19 protein-coding genes are annotated in these 21,500 nt (G+C 53.7%); 12 read left to right on the forward strand and 7 right to left on the reverse strand.

The genetic code is table 11. The features are described from left to right. From DS743_RS03530 to rpmH, 6 genes are all read right to left on the reverse strand, one after another. The coding region (locus tag DS743_RS03530; RefSeq protein ID WP_258945814.1) for a thiamine pyrophosphate-binding protein at positions 1-339 on the reverse strand (339 nt) is incomplete at its 3' end. A gap of 306 nt (positions 340-645) precedes the next feature. Further along, the gene (gene mnmG, locus DS743_RS03535; protein WP_035185541.1) at positions 646-2,541 is read right to left on the reverse strand and encodes a tRNA uridine-5-carboxymethylaminomethyl(34) synthesis enzyme MnmG; all 1,896 of its coding nucleotides are present in this window, start codon (positions 2,539-2,541) and stop codon (positions 646-648) included. 26 nt (positions 2,542-2,567) lie between these two features. Then, the gene (gene mnmE / locus DS743_RS03540) at positions 2,568-3,953 is read right to left on the reverse strand and encodes a tRNA uridine-5-carboxymethylaminomethyl(34) synthesis GTPase MnmE (protein WP_013440375.1); all 1,386 of its coding nucleotides are present in this window, start codon (positions 3,951-3,953) and stop codon (positions 2,568-2,570) included. A gap of 108 nt (positions 3,954-4,061) precedes the next feature. Further along, positions 4,062-4,931, reverse strand: a complete 870-nt coding sequence (locus DS743_RS03545; protein ID WP_002879419.1) for a YidC/Oxa1 family membrane protein insertase — start codon at positions 4,929-4,931, stop codon at positions 4,062-4,064. Further along, positions 4,931-5,296, reverse strand: a complete 366-nt coding sequence (gene rnpA, locus DS743_RS03550) for a ribonuclease P protein component (protein WP_002879420.1) — start codon at positions 5,294-5,296, stop codon at positions 4,931-4,933. The genes DS743_RS03545 and rnpA overlap by 1 nt, the downstream gene beginning before the upstream one ends. A 48-nt stretch (positions 5,297-5,344) precedes the next feature. Beyond that, positions 5,345-5,485 carry a 50S ribosomal protein L34 gene (rpmH, locus tag DS743_RS03555; RefSeq protein ID WP_002879421.1) on the reverse strand — a complete coding sequence of 47 codons (141 nt, stop codon included), beginning with the start codon at positions 5,483-5,485 and terminating at the stop codon, positions 5,345-5,347. Between the two features lie 474 nt (positions 5,486-5,959). On the opposite strand from rpmH, the gene dnaA reads away from it, so the two are divergent. The 12 genes from dnaA to dnaB all read left to right on the forward strand — a co-directional run bounded on the left by dnaA (position 5,960) and on the right by dnaB (position 20,086). Further along, the gene (gene dnaA, locus DS743_RS03560) at positions 5,960-7,324 is read left to right on the forward strand and encodes a chromosomal replication initiator protein DnaA (RefSeq protein WP_002879422.1); all 1,365 of its coding nucleotides are present in this window, start codon (positions 5,960-5,962) and stop codon (positions 7,322-7,324) included. Between the two features lie 180 nt (positions 7,325-7,504). Then, entirely contained in the window at positions 7,505-8,632 is a 1,128-nt protein-coding gene (dnaN, locus tag DS743_RS03565; RefSeq protein ID WP_003616390.1) for a DNA polymerase III subunit beta, read from the forward strand. A 224-nt stretch (positions 8,633-8,856) separates the two neighbouring features. Further along, the gene (gene yaaA, locus DS743_RS03570) at positions 8,857-9,087 is read left to right on the forward strand and encodes a S4 domain-containing protein YaaA (RefSeq protein WP_003623647.1); all 231 of its coding nucleotides are present in this window, start codon (positions 8,857-8,859) and stop codon (positions 9,085-9,087) included. Beyond that, on the forward strand, positions 9,087-10,232 hold the full coding sequence (gene recF / locus DS743_RS03575) for a DNA replication/repair protein RecF (RefSeq protein WP_035185537.1): 1,146 nt from the start codon (positions 9,087-9,089) through the stop codon (positions 10,230-10,232). The genes yaaA and recF overlap by 1 nt, the downstream gene beginning before the upstream one ends. After that, positions 10,216-12,177 carry a DNA topoisomerase (ATP-hydrolyzing) subunit B gene (gyrB, locus tag DS743_RS03580; RefSeq protein ID WP_002879426.1) on the forward strand — a complete coding sequence of 654 codons (1,962 nt, stop codon included), beginning with the start codon at positions 10,216-10,218 and terminating at the stop codon, positions 12,175-12,177. The genes recF and gyrB overlap by 17 nt, the downstream gene beginning before the upstream one ends. A 12-nt stretch (positions 12,178-12,189) precedes the next feature. Next, positions 12,190-14,661: a DNA gyrase subunit A gene (gyrA, locus tag DS743_RS03585; protein ID WP_002879428.1), complete on the forward strand. Its 2,472-nt coding sequence runs from the start codon at positions 12,190-12,192 to the stop codon at positions 14,659-14,661. Positions 14,662-14,876: 215 nt separating this feature from the next. Next, on the forward strand, positions 14,877-15,170 hold the full coding sequence (gene rpsF, locus DS743_RS03590) for a 30S ribosomal protein S6 (protein WP_003612647.1): 294 nt from the start codon (positions 14,877-14,879) through the stop codon (positions 15,168-15,170). A gap of 40 nt (positions 15,171-15,210) precedes the next feature. Beyond that, positions 15,211-15,789: a single-stranded DNA-binding protein gene (ssb, locus tag DS743_RS03595; protein WP_003616385.1), complete on the forward strand. Its 579-nt coding sequence runs from the start codon at positions 15,211-15,213 to the stop codon at positions 15,787-15,789. A gap of 26 nt (positions 15,790-15,815) precedes the next feature. Further along, positions 15,816-16,052 carry a 30S ribosomal protein S18 gene (gene rpsR / locus DS743_RS03600; protein ID WP_002879432.1) on the forward strand — a complete coding sequence of 79 codons (237 nt, stop codon included), beginning with the start codon at positions 15,816-15,818 and terminating at the stop codon, positions 16,050-16,052. A 140-nt stretch (positions 16,053-16,192) separates the two neighbouring features. Continuing rightward, positions 16,193-18,214: a DHH family phosphoesterase gene (locus DS743_RS03605; protein ID WP_035185535.1), complete on the forward strand. Its 2,022-nt coding sequence runs from the start codon at positions 16,193-16,195 to the stop codon at positions 18,212-18,214. A gap of 22 nt (positions 18,215-18,236) precedes the next feature. Beyond that, positions 18,237-18,692 carry a 50S ribosomal protein L9 gene (gene rplI / locus DS743_RS03610; RefSeq protein ID WP_035185533.1) on the forward strand — a complete coding sequence of 152 codons (456 nt, stop codon included), beginning with the start codon at positions 18,237-18,239 and terminating at the stop codon, positions 18,690-18,692. 23 nt (positions 18,693-18,715) lie between these two features. Further along, positions 18,716-20,086, forward strand: coding sequence for a replicative DNA helicase (gene dnaB / locus DS743_RS03615; RefSeq protein WP_016396059.1), 1,371 nt, complete (start codon positions 18,716-18,718; stop codon positions 20,084-20,086). Between the two features lie 48 nt (positions 20,087-20,134). On the opposite strand, the gene DS743_RS03620 is transcribed toward dnaB, so the two are convergent. Further along, positions 20,135-21,292, reverse strand: coding sequence for a DUF2974 domain-containing protein (locus DS743_RS03620; protein ID WP_035185532.1), 1,158 nt, complete (start codon positions 21,290-21,292; stop codon positions 20,135-20,137). Positions 21,293-21,500: the final 208 nt, after the last annotated feature.

The raw sequence follows: 21,500 nt of genomic DNA on the forward strand, positions 1-21,500 counted from the left end.
GAAGTTGATGTCTTGACGAGGAGTTGGAACATTGGCTACCAGGGCAACCATTGGGGTCTTGTCGTACTTAGCGTCGTACAAGCCGTTCATCAAGTGGATGGCACCAGGGCCAGCTGAACCCATGCAGACACCAAGCTTACCAGTAAGCTTGTATTCTGCTGAGGCAGCCAAGGCACCGGCTTCTTCGTGACGAACTTCGATGAACTTAATCTTGTCTTGCATTTCATAGATCGCGTTCATGGTTGAGTCGAATGACCCGCCAGGGAAGCCGTAGAGGTGATCAATGCCCCACTTGTACATAACATCTAAAACGGCGTTTGCGCCCTTAATTTTTGCCATAAGTGAATCTCCTTAAAAATTATTACTTACAGCCCTTTATTAAACCACATTTTTTCACTTTTGCAAGTGCTATCAAAAGCCGCTATATCAAGGATAGTCGCGTTTTTAAGCTAGTTAATTCACAAACTTGCTTTTTCTGGATAAAAATTTTGTGCTATCTTCCCTTTCTTTATTGTGAAAAAGTAGCTAACTTCTGGAGAATATTTTTCGGTGAAGTTTTTATTAATTTTTGAAAAAGTATAAAAGCTATCGATTATTTAAAAAGCAGGCCAGGATCTCTGGTCTGCCTTCTAAAATTATTGGTCTTTACTTCTGAACCTTGGCGTATTTGCCATTTTGTATGTAGACGCTCAAGATGGCCAAGTCAGCCGGGTTGACCCCGGAGATTCTTTCCGCCTGAGCCAGGGTTTCCGGCCGGATCTTGGCGAACTTCTCCCGGGCTTCTGTAGCCAGGCCCTCGATCTGGTCATAGTCGATGTCCTTCGGGATCTTCTTGGCTTCCTGCCGGCGCAGGCGGGCCACTTGAATCTCCTGCTTCTTGATGTAGCCGGCATACTTGATGTCGATTTCCACCTGTTCCTTGACATAGCGGTCCCCGGCCAGCTTCTGCCCAGTCAGACGTTCAACGTCTTCAACCGTCACCCTTGGCCGTCTGAGGAAGACGTCTGCCTTGACCCCGCCGTTTAAGTCAGTTTGGCCTAAACCTGCCAGGTATTCGTTGACGGCAATGGTCGGGTGAACGGTGATTTCGCGCAGCCGGTCCAGGTCTTCCTGGATCAGTTCCTTCTTGACCAAAAATTCAGCATAGCGATCATCGTCAATCAAGCCCAGGTCATGCCCCTTTTCCGTCAAGCGGAGGTCGGCATTGTCGTGGCGGAGAAGCAGGCGGTATTCAGCCCGGCTGGTCAAGAGCCGGTAAGGTTCTTCCGTCCCCTTAGTTACCAGGTCATCGATCAAAACCCCGATATAAGCTTCGTCCCGGCCCAGGGTGAAGGCTGGCTTGCCTTCCGCGCTCAAGGCCGCGTTGATCCCGGCAATCAGGCCCTGGCCGGCGGCTTCTTCATAGCCGGAAGTCCCGTTCATCTGCCCTGCCATATACAGGTGCTTGATCCGCTTGGTTTCCAGGGTGTGGGTTAACTGCCAGGGGTCAACCACGTCGTATTCAATGGCGTAGCCCGGCCGCATCATTTCAACCTTTTCCAGGCCAGCGACCGTGTGCAGCATTTCCAGCTGCACTTCTTCCGGCATGGAGGTTGAAAAGTCCCCGACATAGATTTCTTCCGTCTTCCGCCCTTCCGGTTCTAGGAAGATCTGGTGCCGGTCCTTGTCCGCGAAACGGACGACCTTGGTTTCAATTGACGGGCAGTAGCGCGGCCCTACCCCGACGATGTCACCGGAGAACATTGGTGACCGGTCCAGGTTTTCATTGATGATTTCGTGGGTCTTCGGGTTGGTGTAGGTCATCCAGCAGGAAGTCTGGTCGGTTAGGTAGTCTTCATCCCTGCTGGTAAAGGAGAAGTGGCGGGGCTCCTTGTCGCCCGGCTCTTCTTCGGTCTTGGAATAGTCGATGGTGTGCCGGTTGACCCGGGGCGGCGTCCCGGTCTTAAAGCGGCGCAGCTTGAAGCCCAGTCTCTCCAGGCTTTCAGACAGCTTAATGGCTGGAATCGTGTTGTTCGGACCGGATGAGTAGTTCAGTTCCCCGATAAAAATCCGCCCTCTGGCCGCGGTCCCCGTCGTCAAGACCACGCTCTTGGCCCGGTAGCGGGCCCCGGTGTTGGTCACTACGCCCCGGCATTCCCCGTCTTCAACGATCAAGTCGTCAACGACCGCCTGGCGCAGGGTCAGATTAGGGGTGTTTTCGATGGTCCGCTTCATCTCTTCGTGGTAGTCCCACTTGTCAGCCTGGGCTCTTAATGCCCGGACAGCCGGCCCCTTGCCCGTGTTCAGCATCCGCATCTGGATGTAGGTCTTGTCGATGTTCTTGCCCATCTCCCCGCCTAAAGCGTCGATTTCTCTGACCACGGTCCCCTTGGCCGGGCCGCCGACTGAGGGGTTGCAGGGCATAAAGGCCACCATGTCCAGGCCGATGGTGAGCAGCAGGGTCTTCTCCCCCATCCGGGCACTGGCCAGGGCTGCTTCACAGCCGGCATGGCCGGCGCCGACTACGATCACGTCATATTCGTTTGAAACATAAGTCTTCATTTTTTTCGTCTTCCTTGCCTTCCTCGCTATTTCCCTAAGCAGAACTGACTAAAGAGGTCATTGATCAATTCATCCGGAGCGCTGTCACCAGTGATTTCCCCCAGGCTTTCCCAGGCCCCGGTAAAGTCTATCTGAACCAGGTCAACCGGCATCCCTGCCTCAAGCCCGCTGGCCACGTCGGCCAATTGCTGCTTGGCCTTGGCCAAAAGGCCCGCCTGCCGCTGGTTGGTCACCAGGACCTGGTCGTTGGAGTTTTCGATCCCCTTGAAGAAGAGCTTCTTGATCAAGGCTTCCAATTCGTCCAGGTTTTCCTTCATCATGATCGAGGTGCTGATCACTTCACTGCCGCTTTCTTTAGCAATCTCAGCCGCGGTCAGCTTCTGGCCCAGGTCCGTTTTGTTCAGCACGATTATCCGCTTTTTGCCGGCGGTCAGTTCCAAAAGCCGCCGGTCTTCTTCCGTCAATTCCTGGCTGCCGTCCAGCAAAAGCAGGATCAAGTCCGCCTGGGCAATGGCCTTCTTCGACCGCTCGACCCCGATTTTTTCCACCTGATCCTCGGTATGGTGAATCCCAGCCGTGTCAATCAACTCCAAGGGCACCCCCTTGACAGACACGAACTCTTCCAGGGTGTCCCGGGTGGTCCCGGCCACGTCCGTCACGATCGCTTTGTCGCTTTGGGTCAGGTAGTTCAAAAGGGAGGACTTGCCCACGTTAGGCCGGCCAACAATCGCTGTCTTCAAGCCGTTTCTGAGGATCTGCCCCTCCTGGGCTGTCTCCAGCAGGCGGTCAATCTTGCCGCTGACGGCTTCCGCGCAAGCCAGCATCTTCTGGGCCGTCACTTCTTCTTCATCGTATTCCGGGTAGTCGATGTTGACTTCGACATTAGCCAAAACATCCAGGATTTCCTGGCGCAGGGCCCGGATTTCCGTCAAAAGGCCGCCGGAAAGCTGCTTGACCGCCACCTGCCGGGCCTTGTCAGTCTTGGCCCGGATGATGTCCATCACGCTTTCAGCCTGGGTTAGGTCGATCCGCCCGTTGACGAAGGCCCGCTTGGTAAATTCGCCCGGGTCAGCCATTCTGGCCCCGTTGGCCAAGAGCAGCTGCAGGATGTCATTGGTGACCACGATCCCCCCGTGGCAGTTGATTTCCACGATGTCTTCCTTGGTAAAAGTCTTCGGCGCCAGCATGACGGAAGCCATGACCTCGTCGATCACCTGCCCGGTCGCCGGGTCCACGATGTGGCCGTAGTTAATCGTGTGGCTGGGAACCTTTTCCAGGTCCTTGCCCTTAAACAAGCGGTTGACAATGGCGACCGCATCTTCCCCGGAGACGCGGACGATGGAGATCCCGCCTTCTCCCAGCGGCGTTGAGATCGCCGCGATCGTATCAAATTCCGTTAAACGTTGAACCATCTCGTTACCTCGTTTTTTTCCAATAAAAAAAGCGCAATTTCCACCATGAAAAATGATGGATAAAGCACTTTCACTACTTTATCTAAAAAACTTTAGATGAATATTCAATTATTTCCGCTTGATCCGCTTATAAGCCCGCCGCATCTTGCGCTGGCGCTCGCGTTCAGCTTCTTCCTTGGCTTCCTGCTCCTTGCGGTACTTGAATGGGTTCTGCAGGACCAGGGTCTGGCCAACCTGGAAGAGGTTGGAGATCACCCAGTAAAGGGAGATCGCGGACTGGAAGACGATGGCCCAGATCCCGACCATGATGGCCATGACATAGCTCATCATTTTAGTCATCGTGGTCTGGGAAGACTTAGGCACCGACAAAGTCGCGATGTATGAGGACAGGAAGGTAAATACCGTTGCCAAAATCGGCAGGATGTAGTATGGGTCTGGCTTGCCCAGGTCCATCCACAAGAATTTACCATTCTGCATCTCTGGCGTCCGCCAGATGGCCTGGTACAGGGCCCACATAACCGGCAACTGGATCACCATCGGCAGGCAGCCGGCGTAAGGATTGACGCCCGCTTCCTTGTAAAGCTTCTGCGTTTCTTCGTTCAGCTTGTTCCGGGTCTCCAGGTCCTTGCTGGAATACTTCTCCTGCAAGGCCTTCAGTTCCGGCTGGATCTCCTGCATCTTTCTGGTGCTGTTGATCTGCACCGCGTTCAAAGGCAGGAGGATCACCCGGATGATAACCGTAAAGATGATTATGGCCCAGCCGTAGCTGCCCCCGCAGACTTTGGCAATCCAAAGCACGAACTGGGAGAGGTAGTAAACTACCCAGGCATCCCACCAGTTGCTGGAATTATGGGAGATCGGCGTTGGCTTCTGGGTGGTCTGCGTGGCGCAGCCGCTCAGAACAAGGGCAAAAACCGTCACCAGTGCCAGAGCGGCCAGAAGGCGCTTGGTACTCTTCTTCGATAAAATGTCCTTCACTATTTTTCCTCTTTATTTGGCATTTCTTCAATGACGTGGGCCAGGTTCAGCGCGTGAAGCAGGTTTTCCCGCGTCTTTTCCCAATCGAAATCGCGAGCGTAGGGCCTGGCAATCACCAAGAAGTCCAAGTCCGGCGCAATCCGGTCCCGGTTCTCGGTCAACACCGCCCTGATGTAGCGCTTGAGACGGTTGCGCACGACGGCCGTGTGACCGACCTTCTTGCCGACAGAGATGCCGACGCGAAAATGCTTATTCTGCTTTCTATGCAGGACGTAGATCACAAAAGCCCGGTTGGCAACTGATTCGCCATTTTCAAAGACGGTCTGAAAATCCTGTTCAGATTTAACTCTATATGACTTTCTCAAAGCTCTTTACACTCTTGCAAATTAAAAAAACCACTGGGATTCAGTGGCTTAAGCAGATAATACGTTTCTACCCTTTGCACGGCGTCTAGCCAAAACCTTACGGCCGTTGCTTGTAGCCATACGCTTCATGAAGCCGTGAACGCGTGAACGGTGACGCTTCTTAGGTTGGTAAGTTCTCTTAGTTGACATATCTTTGCACCTCCATTTTTAGTGCTACGTGCACAATTTCTTATCTAGAATAGCACGGAAATCGAAAAAAACCAAGCTTTTTCTTGCAAACTTGCCCGATTTTTTCCTTAGACTGCCTGAACCTGATCCCCCGCCTGTGGACAGAAAGCAGACCACGAAAAAAATTTTTCCCGGCAATCAACAGGCTTTTTCGCAGACTTATCCACAGTCCACACCCTGTAAAAAACTTTTTCAACACCCTGTGGATATGTCCGGTCAAAACCAGGCTCTCCTGTTGCCTCTCTAAGAAAAGTTTTCCACAAGGCTTATCCACTTTTGACCAATTTTGATAAAATTATCATCAGAGTTAACAGGCTTCTTTTTGTTTCTTGTCCACAGCCTGTGGATTCTGGATTTATTTCTTCCACCTGTGGAAAACCTGGTCAGTAAATGCTAAAATAATTTTGCTAAACGATTTTTTGGAGGGAATGTTTTTTGTTCGATTTAGAAAAATTCTGGGATAGCTTCAACGCTGAAATGCGGTCCGAATTTAACGAAGTATCCTACAATGCCTGGTTCAAAAACACCAAGCCCGTCTCCTTCAACAAGGACACCCATGAATTGGTAATCTCCGTCCAAACCCCCGTGGCAAAGGGGTATTGGGAGCAAAACATCTCCGCTAACCTGATCCAGTCGGCTTATGCCTACGCGGGAATCGATATCTACCCGGTTTTCGTCGTTAAAAACGGCCCGGCGCCCAGCAGCGAAAGAATGCTGGAGCCCCAGCCGCAGGCCAAGCCCGAGAAAGCCCGGCCGCAAGGCCGCGAATTCACCAAGGACCTGCGCTTAAACGAGAAGTACACCTTCGAGAACTTCATTCAAGGCGAGGGCAACAAACTGGCTGCCGGGGCCGCTTTGGCGGTTGCCGACAACCCGGGGACCTTCTACAACCCCTTGTTCATCTTCGGGGGCGTGGGCCTTGGTAAAACCCACTTGATGCAGGCGATCGGCCACCAGATGCTGGCGGAAAGACCAGATGCCAAGGTTGTCTACATTCAAAGTGAGACTTTTGTCAACGACTTCATCAATTCCATCAAGAACAAGACCCAGGATAAGTTCCGGGAGAAATACCGGACAGCTGACCTGCTCTTGGTCGACGACATCCAGTTCTTCGCCAAGAAGGAAGGGATTCAGGAAGAATTCTTCCATACTTTTGAGACTCTCTATAATGATCAAAAGCAGATCGTCATGACCAGTGACCGGCTGCCAACGGAAATTCCCGACCTGTCCGAGCGGCTGGTCTCGCGTTTTGCCTGGGGACTGCAAGTTGAAATCACCCCGCCAGACCTGGAAACCCGGATCGCCATCCTGCGCAAGAAGGCTGAATCCGAAGGCCTGGAGATCGATGAAAGCACCCTGGACTATGTGGCCAGCCAGGTCGATACTAATATCCGGGAGCTGGAAGGGGCCCTGGTCAAAGTCCAGGCCCAGGCCACCATTCAAAAGCAGGACATCAACATTGGCTTAGCCCGGTCGGCTTTAGCCGACCTCAAGCTGGTCCAGAAGAGCAGGGGACTACAGATTTCCAAGATCCAGGAGGTCGTGGCCAACTACTTCCAGACCTCAGTGCCGGACCTTAAAGGAAAGAAGCGGGTAAGGCAAATCGTCATCCCGCGTCAGATTGCCATGTACCTGTCCCGCGAGCTCACCGATGCCAGCCTGCCAAAAATCGGCCAGGAATTCGGGGGCAAGGACCACACGACCGTGATGCATGCCTGCGACAAAATCGCCCGGCAGATCAAAACGGACACTGAAATCAAGTCCGCTGTTTCCGACCTGCGGCAGATGCTGGAAAGATAGGTCCGTTGATAACTTGTGGACAAGTCCGTGATTTATCCACATTTTTTTAACTGGCAAAAGTCCGGATTACCGGGCTTCCGGTTAGTTATCAACAGAATTCACAGGACCTACTACTACAACTATCTATATATAAATAAATAATTAAATAAAGAGAGCAGCAAACTAACCAAGGAGGACCAGATGAAATTTACTGTACAGCGCAATCTTTTTATCAATGACTTGAATTCCGTTTTAAAGGCAGTTTCTTCAAGAGTCCAGATTCCGATTTTGAGCGGTATCAAGCTGGACCTGACGGAAACTGAACTGATCATGACTGGCAGCAATGCCGATATTTCCATTGAACTGAGCCAACCGGTTTCTGATGACTTACGGGTTGAATCAACTGGCTCCATTGTCGTGACCGCCCACTTGTTCAGCGAAATCGTCCGCAAATTGCCAGGCAGGGAATTCACTTTTGAAGTCAAGGAAGGCAACCAGATCCAGATCACCTCTGACAAGGCGGACTACGTAATCAACGGCCTGGACGCCAGTGCCTACCCGCGCCTGCCGGAAATTGCCGGAACTTCCTTCAGCCTGCCGTCTAAGACCCTGCGGGAACTGATCACCCAGACTGTTTTCGCCGTATCCACCGAAGAAAGCCGGCCAACTCTGACCGGGGTCAACTTCAGCTTCAAGAACGGGCAGATCAAGGCCGTGGCTACTGACTCCCACCGCCTGTCCCAAAGAATCGTCGACATCGCGGCCGGTCCAAGCGAAGACCTGTCCCTGATTATCCCGGGCAAGAACCTGCAGGAACTAGCCCAGATCATCGGCGACGCTGACCAGGACATCAAGGTTTACCTGGGCGACAGCCAGATCCGCTTTGAATTTGAAAACCTGTCCTTCTACACCCGTCTTTTGGAAGGGGCCTACCCGGACGTTGACCGCCTTTTGCCAACTGAGTCAACGACCAGCGTGCAGTTCGCCGTTTCTGACTTGATGCAGACATTGAGCCGGGCCAGCCTCTTGACCCACGCCAACCGGACCAACGCCGTCCAAATGACTTTGAACGTGGCTGACCAAACCGTCCTGGTTTCCGGTAATTCCCCGGAAGTCGGAAAGATTGAGGAAGAAGTCGGCTTCAGCAGCTTAACTGGCCGAGACCTGACCATTTCCTTCAACCCGGACTACATGGCCGCTGCCCTGCGGGCCTCAGTAACTGACTCCGTCATCATCAACTTCACGGAAAGCCTGCGGCCATTCACGGTCGTGCCAAATGACCAGTCAGTTGAATTCGTGCAGCTGATCACCCCAATCCGAACTTTCTAAAACAGACTGCCAATAATTCACAAAAGCCACTCTCCGGAGTGGCTTTTTTTCGACTATTTTTTAATACAAGCGTTTTTTACGGCTTTAAGCCCAAAATACCTGCTTTATGTACCACGATACTAAATGGGTAAATAAGCGCTCTGAGGCCCTAAAAAAGGCCTTCTTGATTGAGTTTCCCTGGAAAAAAGACTATAATTTATAAGTGGAATACTAGTTTTACATTGGTGAAGGTGAAGACTATCGAAACTTTTGCGATTAATGGTGAATTCATCACCCTCGGACAATTTTTGAAAGATGAATGTATCGTTTCCTCGGGCGGGCAGGCCAAGTGGTACCTCAAGGACAGTCCAGTTCTGGTCAATGGGGACAAGGAAGACCGCCGGGGCAGGAAGCTCTATCCTGGTGACCGTTTGACCGTTGCCGGCAAGGAATATGAGCTGGTTCAGGGACTTTAATGTACCTGGGCCGGTTTAAGCAGAGCGGTTTCCGTAACCTGGCTTTCCTTGACCTGGAATTTGACCCACACGTGAACGTTTTTCTGGGTGAAAATGCCCAGGGCAAGACCAACCTGCTGGAAGCAATCTACTTTCTGGCTCTTAGCCGGTCCCACCGGACCAGCAATGACCGGGAGATGATTGCCTTCGGTCAGGACTTTGCCAGCCTGGCTGGCCGGGTGCACAAGCGCCAGCTGGACCTTGACCTGCGCATCGTCATCAGCAAGAAGGGCAAAAGCGCCTGGGTCAACCGGGTCGAGCAGGCCCGGCTGTCCAAGTATGTGGGCCACCTTAACGCCATCCTCTTTTCTCCGGAAGATCTGGAATTGGTGAAGGGGGCCCCTTCTTTGCGCCGGCGCTTCATGGACCTGGAATTCGGCCAGATCAATCCGGAATATCTCTATTTTGCCAGCCAGTACCGGCAGCTGCTCCAGCAGAGAAACAACTATCTCAAGCAGCTGGCCCGCCGGCAGGCCAGTGACCAGGTCCTGCTCGGGGTCTTAACTGAGCAGGTGGCCACGGCGGCCAGTGAACTGATCTGGCGGCGCTACCGCTATTTGGCTGACCTTAACCGCTACGCGGCCGAGGCCTACCGGGCCATCAGCGGGCAAAGAGAAGAGCTGCGGGTCCTTTACCGGCCTTCAGCCAAGGAGATTACGGCTGCAGACCAGCCGGCCCAGATCAAGCAGAAGCTGCTGGACCGCTTTGCGGAGATCGCTGACGATGAGCTCAGACGGGCCACGACCCAGCTGGGTCCCCACCGCGACGACCTGGAATTCCAGCTGGACGGCAAGAATGCCCACCTGTTTGCCTCCCAAGGGCAGCAGCGGACCATTGCCCTCAGCTTGAAACTGGCGGAAATCCAGCTGATCAAGCAGCTGACGGGAGAAGAGCCGATCCTGCTTTTGGACGACGTGATGAGCGAACTGGACCAGAACCGCCAGGCAGCCCTGCTCAATTTCATCCATGGTCAAACCCAGACTTTTATTACGACAACCGATCTGGATGGTATTTCCCAGGAAATAGTCAAACAGCCGCGAATTTTTTACATCCATTCCGGCCAAATTATAGAAAAAGAGGAAGGATTAAATGGCAGACGAAGATAACAAATTGAAGAAGGCTAAGCAGTTTGAACAAGAAGCTGACAAGTACAATGCCAGCCAGATTCAAGTCCTTGGCGGCCTGGAAGCCGTACGCAAGCGTCCGGGGATGTACATTGGCTCAACCAGCTCCCAGGGCTTGCACCACCTGGTTTGGGAAATCATCGACAACGGGATCGACGAAGCCCTGGCAGGTTTCGCGACCAAGATCGAAGTCACCGTCAACGAAGACAACAGCGTGACTGTCCAAGACGACGGGCGGGGGATCCCGGTCGACATCGAAAAGAAGACCGGCCGGCCAGCCGTTGAAACTGTTTATACGGTTCTGCACGCCGGTGGTAAGTTCGGCGGTGGCGGATACAAGGTTTCCGGCGGTCTGCACGGGGTCGGGGCTTCTGTTGTCAACGCCCTGTCCACCAAGCTGAACGTCACTGTCATGCGGGATGGCAAGAAGTACCACATCGCCTTTGACCACGGCCGGGTCGTTGAAGAGCTGAAGGAAGTCGGCACGGTGCCTTTGACTGAACACGGGACCATCGTCCACTTCTGGCCGGACCCGAACATCTTCACGGAAACCACGGTTTTTGACGACAAGATCTTGAAGAACCGGATCCGGGAACTGGCCTTCTTGAACAAGGGGCTGAAGCTGACCTTCACTGACAAGCGGAAGGACACGGCGGAAACCGACGTCTACCACTTCGAAGGTGGGATCAAGGAATACGTCTCCTTCCTCAACCGGGGCCAGGAGGTACTTTTTGACGAGCCAATCTACGTGGAAGGCAAGTACGAGGGCATTGACGTTGAAGTATCTTTGCAGTACACGACCGGCTACAAGACAACCTTGATGACTTTTGCCAACAACATCCACACTTATGAAGGCGGGATGCACGAGGCGGGCTTCAAGACGGCCTTGACCCGGGTGGTCAACGACTATGCCCACAAGGCCAAGATCTTGAAGGAAAACGATGACAACCTGTCCGGGGAAGACATCCGGGAAGGGATGACGGCCGTGATTTCCGTCAAGCACCCGAACCCGCAGTTTGAAGGGCAGACCAAGACCAAGCTGGGCAACTCCGACGCCAGAACTGCCGTTGACCGCGCCTTCTCAGAAACCTTCTCCACTTTCTTGATGGAAAACCCGCAGGTGGCCCGCAAGATCGTTGAAAAGGGGCAACTGGCCGAAAGAGCCAGAGTTGCCGCCAAGCGCGCCCGGGAAGTTACCCGGAAGAAGTCCGGCCTGGAAATCGCCAACCTGCCAGGCAAATTGGCCGACAACACTTCAAATGACCCGAACATCTCAGAACTCTTCATCGTCGAAGGGGACTCCGCCGGCGGCAGCGCCAAGCAAGGGCGGAGCCGGCTGACCCAGGCCATCCTGCCCATCCGGGGGAAGATCCTGAACGTGGAAAAGGCCTCAATGGACCGGATCCTGGCCAACCAGGAAATCCGGACTCTGTTTACGGCCCTGGGGACCGGCTTTGGGGCAGACTTTGACGTCTCCAAGGCCCGCTATCACAAGCTGATCATCATGACTGACGCCGACGTCGACGGGGCCCACATCCGGACCCTGCTCTTGACCCTCTTCTACCGCTACATGCGGCCGATGATCGACAAGGGCTATGTTTACATCGCCCGTCCGCCTCTGTACCAAGTGCGCCAGGGCAAGCTGATCAAGTACCTGGACACTGATGAAGAACTCCACGACTACCTGGGGTCATTGCAACCAAGCCCGAAGCCAATAGTGCAGCGCTACAAGGGGCTGGGGGAAATGGACGCTGAGCAATTGTGGGAGACGACCATGGATCCTGAAAACCGCCGCCTGGACCGGGTGGACCCGGAATACGCCAAGGACGCGGATGAAGTCTTTGAAATGCTGATGGGCAACGAAGTTGGCCCGCGGCGCAAGTTCATCGAAGACAATGCCCAATATGTTGAAAACTTGGATGCTTAATGGGAGGTAGGAATGGATAACGAAAATCAAGGACAAGACCGGCGGATCAGAAATGTCGATCTGACGCAAACGATGCGTAGCTCCTTCTTGGACTACGCCATGTCCGTCATCGTGGCCCGGGCTTTGCCAGATGTCCGCGATGGCTTGAAGCCGGTTCAGCGGCGGATCCTGTACGGGATGAACGAGCTGGCCGTGACTCCGGACAAGCCTTACAAGAAGAGTGCCAGAATCGTCGGGGACGTCATGGGTAAGTACCACCCGCACGGCGACTCCTCTATCTACCTGGCCATGGCCCACATGGCCCAGGACTTTGCCTACCGCTACATGCTGGTAGACGGGCACGGTAACTTCGGTTCCGTCGACGGCGACCGGCCGGCCGCCATGCGTTATACTGAAGCCAGAATGAGCAAGATTGCCGTGGAAATGCTCCGCGACATCAACAAGAATACGGTTGACTGGCAGAGAAACTACGACGACACGGAAAATGAACCGACCGTCCTGCCAGCAAGAATTCCTAACCTCCTGGTCAACGGTTCCAGCGGTATCGCGGTCGGGATGACTACCAACATTCCGCCGCACAACCTGTCTGAAGTCATTTCCGGCATTCACATGCTGATGAAGAACCCGGACGTGACGACCAAGGAACTGATGAAGGCCATCCCAGGGCCGGACTTCCCAACCGGCGGGATCTTGATGGGCCGGGGCGGGGTTCTGCACGCTTATGAAAGCGGCAAGGGCAACATCGTCGTCCGGGCCAAGACCGAAATCGAAACTGAAAAGAGCGGGCGGGAAAGAATCATCGTCAGCGAGATTCCTTACCTGGTCAACAAGGCCGAACTGGTCCAGAAGATCGCTGAACTGGCCCGCGACAAGGTGATCGACGGCATTACCGGGGTGCGGGATGAATCCGACCAGAGCGGGATGCGGATCACGATTGACGTGCGCCGGGATGCCAGCGCCAGCGTGGTTTTGAATAACCTCTTCAAGGAAACTCAGATGCAGTCCAACTTCGCCATGAACATGGTGGCGATCGTGGACGGGGCACCGAAGTCCCTGACCTTGAAGCAGATGCTGCAGTACTACCTGGCCCACCAGGAAGACGTCATCACCCGCCGGACCAAGTTTGACTTGGAAAAGGCTGAAGCCAGGGCCCACATCCTGGAAGGTTTGCGGGTAGCGCTGGATCATATCGACGAAATCGTCAGCTTGATCCGGAACTCTGAATCAAGCGACATCGCCAAGGCGGGCTTGATCAGCCGCTTTGACCTGGACGACCGTCAGGCCCAGGCTATCCTGGACATGCGTCTGGTCCGCCTGACCGGTTTGGAAAGAGACAAGGTCGAAGGCGAATACCAGGAGCTTTTGGTCAAGATTGCCGACTACAAGGACATTCTGGCCAAGCCTGAAAGAATCGACCAGATTATCTACGACGAGCTGCTGGACATCCAGAAGCGCTTCGGTGACAAGCGCCGGACCCAGATTACGGCCAGCGAAGTGGTCACGATCGAAGACGAAGACTTGATCGAAGAACAAGACGTCCTGTTGACTTTGAGTCACCAGGGCTATGTCAAGCGGATGCTGATCGACGACTTCAAGACCCAAAACCGCGGCGGCAGGGGGATCAAGGGGATGGGCGTCCAAAAGGGCGACTTCATCGAGCACCTGCTCTACTCAAGTACCCACGACTACCTATTCTTCTACACCAACAAGGGCAAGGTCTACATGAAGAAGGCCTACGAAATCCCAGAATACGGCAGAAGCGCCAAGGGCCTGCCAATCGTCAACCTCCTGCAGCTGGACAAGGGCGAGCACATCCAGACCGTGGTCAACCTGCCGCAAGGGCATGACGACGACTACGCCTTTTTCATCACCAAGCTGGGGACGGTCAAGCGGACCAAGATCCGGGAATTTGAAAATATCCGGACCAACGGTTTGATCGCCTTGACCTTGAAGGATGGCGACGAACTATCCAACGTCCTGACCACTGACGGCCAGCAGAACATCTTGATCGCTACCCATCAGGGCTACGCCGTGACCTTCAATGAAGATGACGTCCGGGCCATGGGGAGAAGCGCGGCCGGCGTCCGGGGGATCAACCTCCGCGAAGGCGACTACGTGGTTGGCTCAGGGATCTTGAAGCCGGAAGACGAAGTTCTGACTATCTCGGAAAAGGGCTACGGCAAGCGGACCGCGGCCAGCGAATACCCGGTCAAGGGCCGGGGCGGCAAGGGGATCCAGACCGCCAAGATCGGCGAAAAGAACGGTCCTCTGGCTGGCGTGGCCGTGGTTGACGGGCAAAGCGACATCATGTTGATCACCACTGACGGGATCATGATCCGCTTCAAGACCAGCGATGTTTCCCAGACTGGCCGGTCAACTATGGGCGTCCGCCTGATCAAGGTGGCTGACGGCAATGCCGTGGCAAGCATGGCAGTCGTGCCGGCTGAAGCTGAAGGCGAAAGCGAGCCGGAAACGGAAGTTTAGCGGCAAAGAAGCAGAAAAAAGCAAGATAAAATAAAAAATTACCAGCATTTTTGGCGTAATAGTTAGTGGGAAGAAAATCCCGGATCACGTGTAAAAAATGTTTGGTAATTTTTTTATTTTGTGCTAAAATTAGGCATTGCGAGTAATTAGATCAATTACTCCTTGTTCTTGATTTTAGCAAGAACCATTTAGTCCAAAAGGAGGTGCAATAGTCTATGACAACCAAGTACGAAATTACTTACATCATCAAGCCAGACGTTGACGATGAAGCAAAGAAGGCCATTATTGACAAGTACACTAAGGTGATCGCTGACAATGGTGGTGAAATGGTTGAAGCTAAGGACTGGGGCAAGCGTCGTTTCGCATACGAAATCGAAAAGTATCGTGAAGGTAGTTACTATATCATGACCTTCACTGCTGAAGACGCTGCAGCTGTTAACGAATTTGCCCGTTTGAGCAAGATCGACGACTCAGTTCTGCGTTCAATGACTGTCAAGTTAGACAAGTAATTGTAGTTTCCCGTAATACAGGAATAGGAAGGAAATAAGTATGATCAATAACGTTGTACTTGTTGGCCGTTTAACACGTGATCCTGAATTACGTACTACTGGGAGCGGCATCTCGGTTGCTACGTTCACTTTGGCCGTTGACCGGCAGTTTACCAATGCATCAGGCCAGAGAGAAGCGGACTTCATCAGCTGCGTGATTTGGCGCAAGGCTGCTGAGAACTTCTGCAACTTCACCAGCAAGGGCAGTTTGGTGGGCATCCAGGGCCGAATCCAGACCAGAAACTATGATAACAAGGACGGCCAGCGAGTTTACGTGACGGAAGTCCTCGTGGACAACTTCTCACTGCTCGAATCACGCCGCGAGCGTGAAAGCCGTCAGCAAAACGGCGGATTTGGCGGCCAAGGTCAAAGCCAAAACACCGGCTTCAACACCGGATTTGGCGGCGGCAGCGGCTACGCCAACGACAACGCCTTCGGCAGCCCGGCCCAGTCAAACGGGCCAGCTAATGCCGGATTCAATGAAGATAACAAGAAAGATGCCGGCGGAGACACGAACACCAACCCGTTCGACAGCTCTGACGATGCAATCAACGTCTCAAATGACGATCTTCCATTTTAAAATTACACAAGAAAGGATCTGAAGACATGCCTCAACAAAGAAGAGGTGGTCGTCGTCGCCGCAAGGTTGACTTCATCGCAGCCAACCACATCGACTACGTAGACTACAAGGATGTTGATCTGTTGAAACATTTTATCTCAGAAAGAGGTAAAATCTTGCCACGTCGTGTCACTGGTACTAGCGCTAAGAACCAACGCAAGGTTGCTAAAGCTATCAAGAGAGCCCGGATTATGGGCCTCCTGCCATTCGTAGCTGAAGACTAAGCAGCAGGATCAATAAGCAAATGAAGAGACCGAAAGGAGCTGGACTCCTCCCGGTCTCTTTTTCTTTTCTGTTTTGTGGCGGGCGGCAATAGGTTATAATGGGAGTAGTTTAATCTGCTTTAAAGATGTGGAAGAATTTTATGAAAAACTTTTTACGCAAACTTGAATTGCCAGAATTCGTCCGGGATTCCAGATTAATCATTGCCTTCTCCAGCATCGCCTTCTTGACTGTGCTGAGCACGGTTGTGGCTTTCTTCATCAACCGGATCTTCGGGGTGGCGCTTTTGCTGGTCTTGATCGTGGATGTCTTTTGGGTCGTTTTCGGCGTTTACATTCTCGCGAAAAATACCAACAATTACGCGGCCAACCTCTCCTACCGGATTAAACGGGGGGAGCAGGAGGCCATGATCAAGATGCCGCTGGGGATCCTCCTTTACGACGAGTCCCGGCACATCCAATGGGTCAACCCTTACTTGCAGCTCTATCTGGGCGACAAGGACGCCATCGGCAAGACGATTACGGCGGTCGACCGGAAACTGGGCAAGCTGGTTGAAGAAGCCCTTGAGGCCCAGACTTCGGAAAGCAAGGTGGTCAAGTGGGGGGATCACCAATTTGAAATGGTTGTCCAAGACAGCATCGGGGTCATCTACCTACTCGACATTACCCGTTATGCCGACCTGGCTGACAAGTACCGGGCTGAGCGTCTGGCTATCGGTCAGATTTTTGTCGACAACTACGACGAGCTCAGCGAGCGGATGCACGACCAGGAACTGGCCAGAACCAGCACCTACCTGCAGACGACTTTGAACGACTATGCCAAGAAGTTCAAGGCCTACTTGAAGCGGATTGATGAGGACCACTTTTTGCTTCTGGCCCACTTGCAGGACCTGGAAGCCATGGAAGAAGACAAGTTCTCAGTTTTGGACAAGATCCGCCTGGAAACCAGCCGGAACAACACTCCTTTGACCTTGTCGGTCGGGATTGCCTACGGGGGTGAGTCGCTGAGAAAGATCGCCAACCAGGCCCAGGCCAACTTGGACCTGGCCCTTGGCCGGGGCGGGGACCAGGTGGTCCTCAGGGAACTGGGCCAGGTAGCCCGCTTCTACGGGGGTAAGTCCAACCCAATGGAGAAGCGCACCCGGGTCCGGGCCAGAATGGTTTCCCAGGCCTTGGGCGAGCTCTTCAAGGATGTTGACCAGGTCTTCGTCCAGGGGCACCAGCGGCCCGATATGGACTCTGTCGGCAGCGGGATCGGGGTTGTCAAGATCGCCCGCCTGCACGGGGTCAAGGCCCACTTTTTGCTAGACACGGTCCACTGCAACTATGACGTTGACCGCCTGGTCAAGAAGATGCAAGCGGCAGACCCCCAGCTGGACCTTTTTGTTAGTCCGGATGAGGCCAACGCGGTCGCGACGGACAACTCCCTTTTGGTCATGGTGGACCACTCCAAGTACTCCATCACTTATGACCAGCGCCTCTATGACCGCTTGAGGAACCGGATCGTGGTGATCGACCATCACCGGCGGGGGGAAGAATTCCCGGAGAACCCGATGCTGACTTATGTGGAGCCATATGCTTCCTCAGCCAGCGAACTGGTGACGGAAATGGTCGAATACCAGCAGCCGGCTGAAGACAACCGGGTTTTGACCAACCTGGAAGCCACGGCCATGCTGGCCGGGATCACGGTCGACACCAAGGAATTCTCCTTGCGCACGGGGACGAGAACCTTTGACGCGGCCAGCTACCTGCGGTCGATCGGGGCGGACTCCTCGGTGGTCAGTGAGCTTTTGAAGGAAGACATTTCCAGCTTCCTGGTCAAGAGCCACCTGGTGGCCAGCCTGCAGATGCTGCGGCCGAAGATGGCGGTCATGCAGGGGCCGGAGGACAAGGTGATCGACCCGATCTTGACGGCCCAGGCAGCCGATATGGCGCTTGATTTGGAAGGGGTGTCGGCATCTTTTGCCATCACCAGAAGAAGCGGGGACAAGGTCGGGATTTCAGCCCGGTCGATGGGCCACATTAACGTCCAGGTGATTATGGAGAAGCTGGGCGGGGGCGGCCACTTGTCCAACGCGGCGACCCAGATCAAGGATATTACGGTCAAAGAAGCCAGTCAGCGCTTGCTGGCGGCAATTGACGAATATCTGGAAGAAAACAGTTAAAGAAGAAAAGGAGCAATGAACGATGAAAGTTATTTTTATGCAAGACGTTAAGGGCAGAGGCAAGCGGGGCCAGGTCAAGGACGTGCCGGACGGCTACGCCCAAAACTACCTGATCAAGCGGGGCCTGGCCAAGGAAGCCAACAAGGGCAACCTGAACATCCTGAAGCGGGTGGAAGCCAATGAAAAGGCTGAATACGAAGCTCAAAAGGCAGCTGCCCAAGAGATCAAGAAGCAGCTGGAAGCTGACGAAACTGTGGTTGAACTGAAGTCCAAGGCCGGCAGCGACTCCCGCCTCTTCGGTTCAATCTCCAGCAAGAAGATCATCGAAGGCCTGGACAAGCAGTTCGGCATCAAGCTGGACAAGCACAAGCTGGAACTGCGGGAACCAATCAAGGTTCTGGGCTACACTAATGTGCCAGTCAAGCTCTTCAAGGGCGTTGAATCAAAGGTCCGGGTCCACGTTACCAAAGAAAATTAAGAAGCTGAAAGAAGCCGTGATTGATGGATAATCTTGTCACGCAGCAGATCCCGCATGATTCTGCTGCTGAAAAAGCCGTTTTAGGGGCGATTTTCATTGATCCCGAAGTCATCAACGAAGTCAGCTCGGTCTTAGAGCCGGCTGACTTTTATGAACATGCCAACCGCCTGGTCTATAGCGCCCTTTTGGCCCTCTATGACGAGAGCAGGTCAATCGACCTGGTTACCTTGCAAGAGGAGCTCAAGCGGCGGGGACAATTGGAAGAACTGGGCGACATGGCCTACGTGTCAGAGCTTTTGCTGGCAACGCCAACTGCCTTTCACGCCAAGGACTATGCCCGCATCGTCCACCAGAAGGCCCAGCTGCGCAATTTGATCAATGCCAGCCAGAAGATCATCTCCAGTGCCATTCAAGGGTCCGACAGCGTGGATGAGATCCTCAGCAACGCTGAAAATGAGATCATGAACGTCTCCAATGAAAAGGGGAGCGGGGGATTTCATAAGATTGAGGACCTGGTTGCCGGAGCCTTTGAGCAGATTTCAAATAATGCCCAGAACCAGGACGCGGTCACGGGTTTACGGACGGGTTTTGCCTATCTGGACGAGATGACGACGGGGCTGCATGATGACGAATTGATCATTTTGGCGGCCCGGCCGGGTGTCGGGAAGACCTCTTTTGCCATGAACATCGCCAAGAATGTGGGCATTACTGAGAAGAAGCCGGTAGCGGTCTTCTCCCTGGAAATGTCTGGTGAGCAGCTGGTTCAGCGGATGTTGGCGTCAACGGGCTTGATCGACTCCCAGCACCTCAGAACGGGGATCCTGGATAGGGATGAGTGGAACCAGCTGGACGTGGCAGCAAGTGTCTTGCGGCAGGCTCCGATCTATATCGATGACACGCCAGGGATCAAGATCAGCGAAATCCGGGCCGAGTGCCTGGCCCTGCAAAAGGAGCTGGGCGACCTGGGCTTGGTCGTGATCGACTACCTGCAGCTGATTGAAGGGCCAAAGACTGAGTCCCGCCAGCAGGAAGTTTCCGCGATCTCCCGCCAGCTCAAGAAGATGGCCAAGGAATTGCACGTGCCGGTAATTTCCCTGTCGCAGTTGTCGCGGTCAGTTGAGCAGCGGCAGGACAAGCGGCCAATTTTGTCAGACTTGCGGGAATCCGGGTCAATCGAACAGGACGCCGACATCGTTGGCTTCCTCTACCGGGACGATTACTACCGGGATGAGGATGCTGACGGCGAGGAACCGAAGGAAGATCCGGAAAACGTTGAAGTTGAAGTTATTATTGAAAAGAACCGGTCAGGCCGGCGGGGATCAGCCAAGCTGATGTTCTCCAAGCCTTACAACCGCTTCTCTAACCTGGACCCAGGCCATGAGGCCCAGGGGTAGGGGAAAGACAGCAAAAAAGCGCGAATCGTTGCTGATTCGCGCTTTTTGTTATTCTTGCTTGATGTCGTAGGCATCAAAGAAGATTGGCCCTTTCTTTGAGTCATTGAAATTCGGCCGGTTCTTGTAAGGATCCTCGCTCCTGTTGAAGGGCAGGGTAAGGCTCTGCCGGGCCGTTTCAATGATGTTGTTAAAAATCTGCCTGAAGATAGCCCGCATTTCCGGATCCATGGCAAAGTATGCCCGGCCAAAGCGGTAGGTGCCGGTAAAACCACTGATCTGTTTGATCTTAGTGATGTCCAGGCTGCCAAAAGCCTCAAAAAGGGCGGACCACATCTGCTCTCTTTTTTCCGCGGGAATCTGGTGGTTGAAGGCGATCAGGGAGTGGCGGATCACCCGGGCTGTAGCCGTGAGGCCATCTTGCGCCAAAACATAGCTATCCCGGCCAACGCTCCAGGTTCTTGGGTCGTGCTGGCTGAGGACTGGTTGGTTGCACTTGACGACCAAGACGCGCTCAGTATGGTCCAGCATGCAGCCGACAATGGAGCTTTCCGGGATGTAGGTCTTCATCTTTTTGATATTGTCTTGGAAGCCGCTGGTTCCGTAAATTTGGTGCCGGTAGCCAGGTCCGTCAAAGCTGTAGGACTTGATGACCCGGGCTTGAATCTGCGGATCAGCAAAGGCCAAAGCGTAGTGGGCGTAGTTGCCCCCCTTGGAGTGGCCGGTGATATAGATCCGGTCATTTGGGTAAGCTTGGCCGATCTTGTTAAGATACTTAGCGGCCAGCCTATGTCCGGTAATTTCCGGTGTATAATTCATGACCATGTCCTCGCTCCAGCCGATCATGGACTGGTCGGTGCCCCGGTAGGCGACCAGGATGGTCCGATCGTCCAGGCGGAAGGCGCCAGCGTTGAACTGGATGGGTTCAGGCTCAATCTCCATCTTGTTGACCCAGTCCAGAACGGTCAAGTCAGCCAGGCGGGGAGACTTGGGCAAGAGCAGGAGTTCAGTTTTGTCCAGATTTTGCCAGCGGTCAGGCTCACGTTGGTAGATGGACTGGCAGACCTCGCCTAGGCTGTGGCCAACCGTACTGCCGTCAAAGGGAAGGTAGGCCAGGGATGCCATTAAGGAAGCATCCAGGCTGTTGAAAGGGCAAGTTTGAAAAGGCAGATCGCCTCGCCAGCGCAGATAGTCTAATGTTGATGCCATCACAAAAACCTGCTGCAAAAAACGTGTGCAATGTAGCCAAATAGTAATCTTTGACTATGTATTGTCCGAAGACATGAATACAGACATTTTTCTTATTGCCGTCATCACCGGTATTCCGATATCCCAACAAGGGGGTAACCGCATTGACCAGCGCAGGTACCGAAGCACCACTCTTGCAACTTCATGGAAAGGCTCTCGCCAATCCTCG

Source organism: Lactobacillus leichmannii (genome assembly GCF_024701915.1).
Classification (GTDB): Bacteria; Bacillota; Bacilli; order Lactobacillales; family Lactobacillaceae; genus Lactobacillus; species Lactobacillus delbrueckii.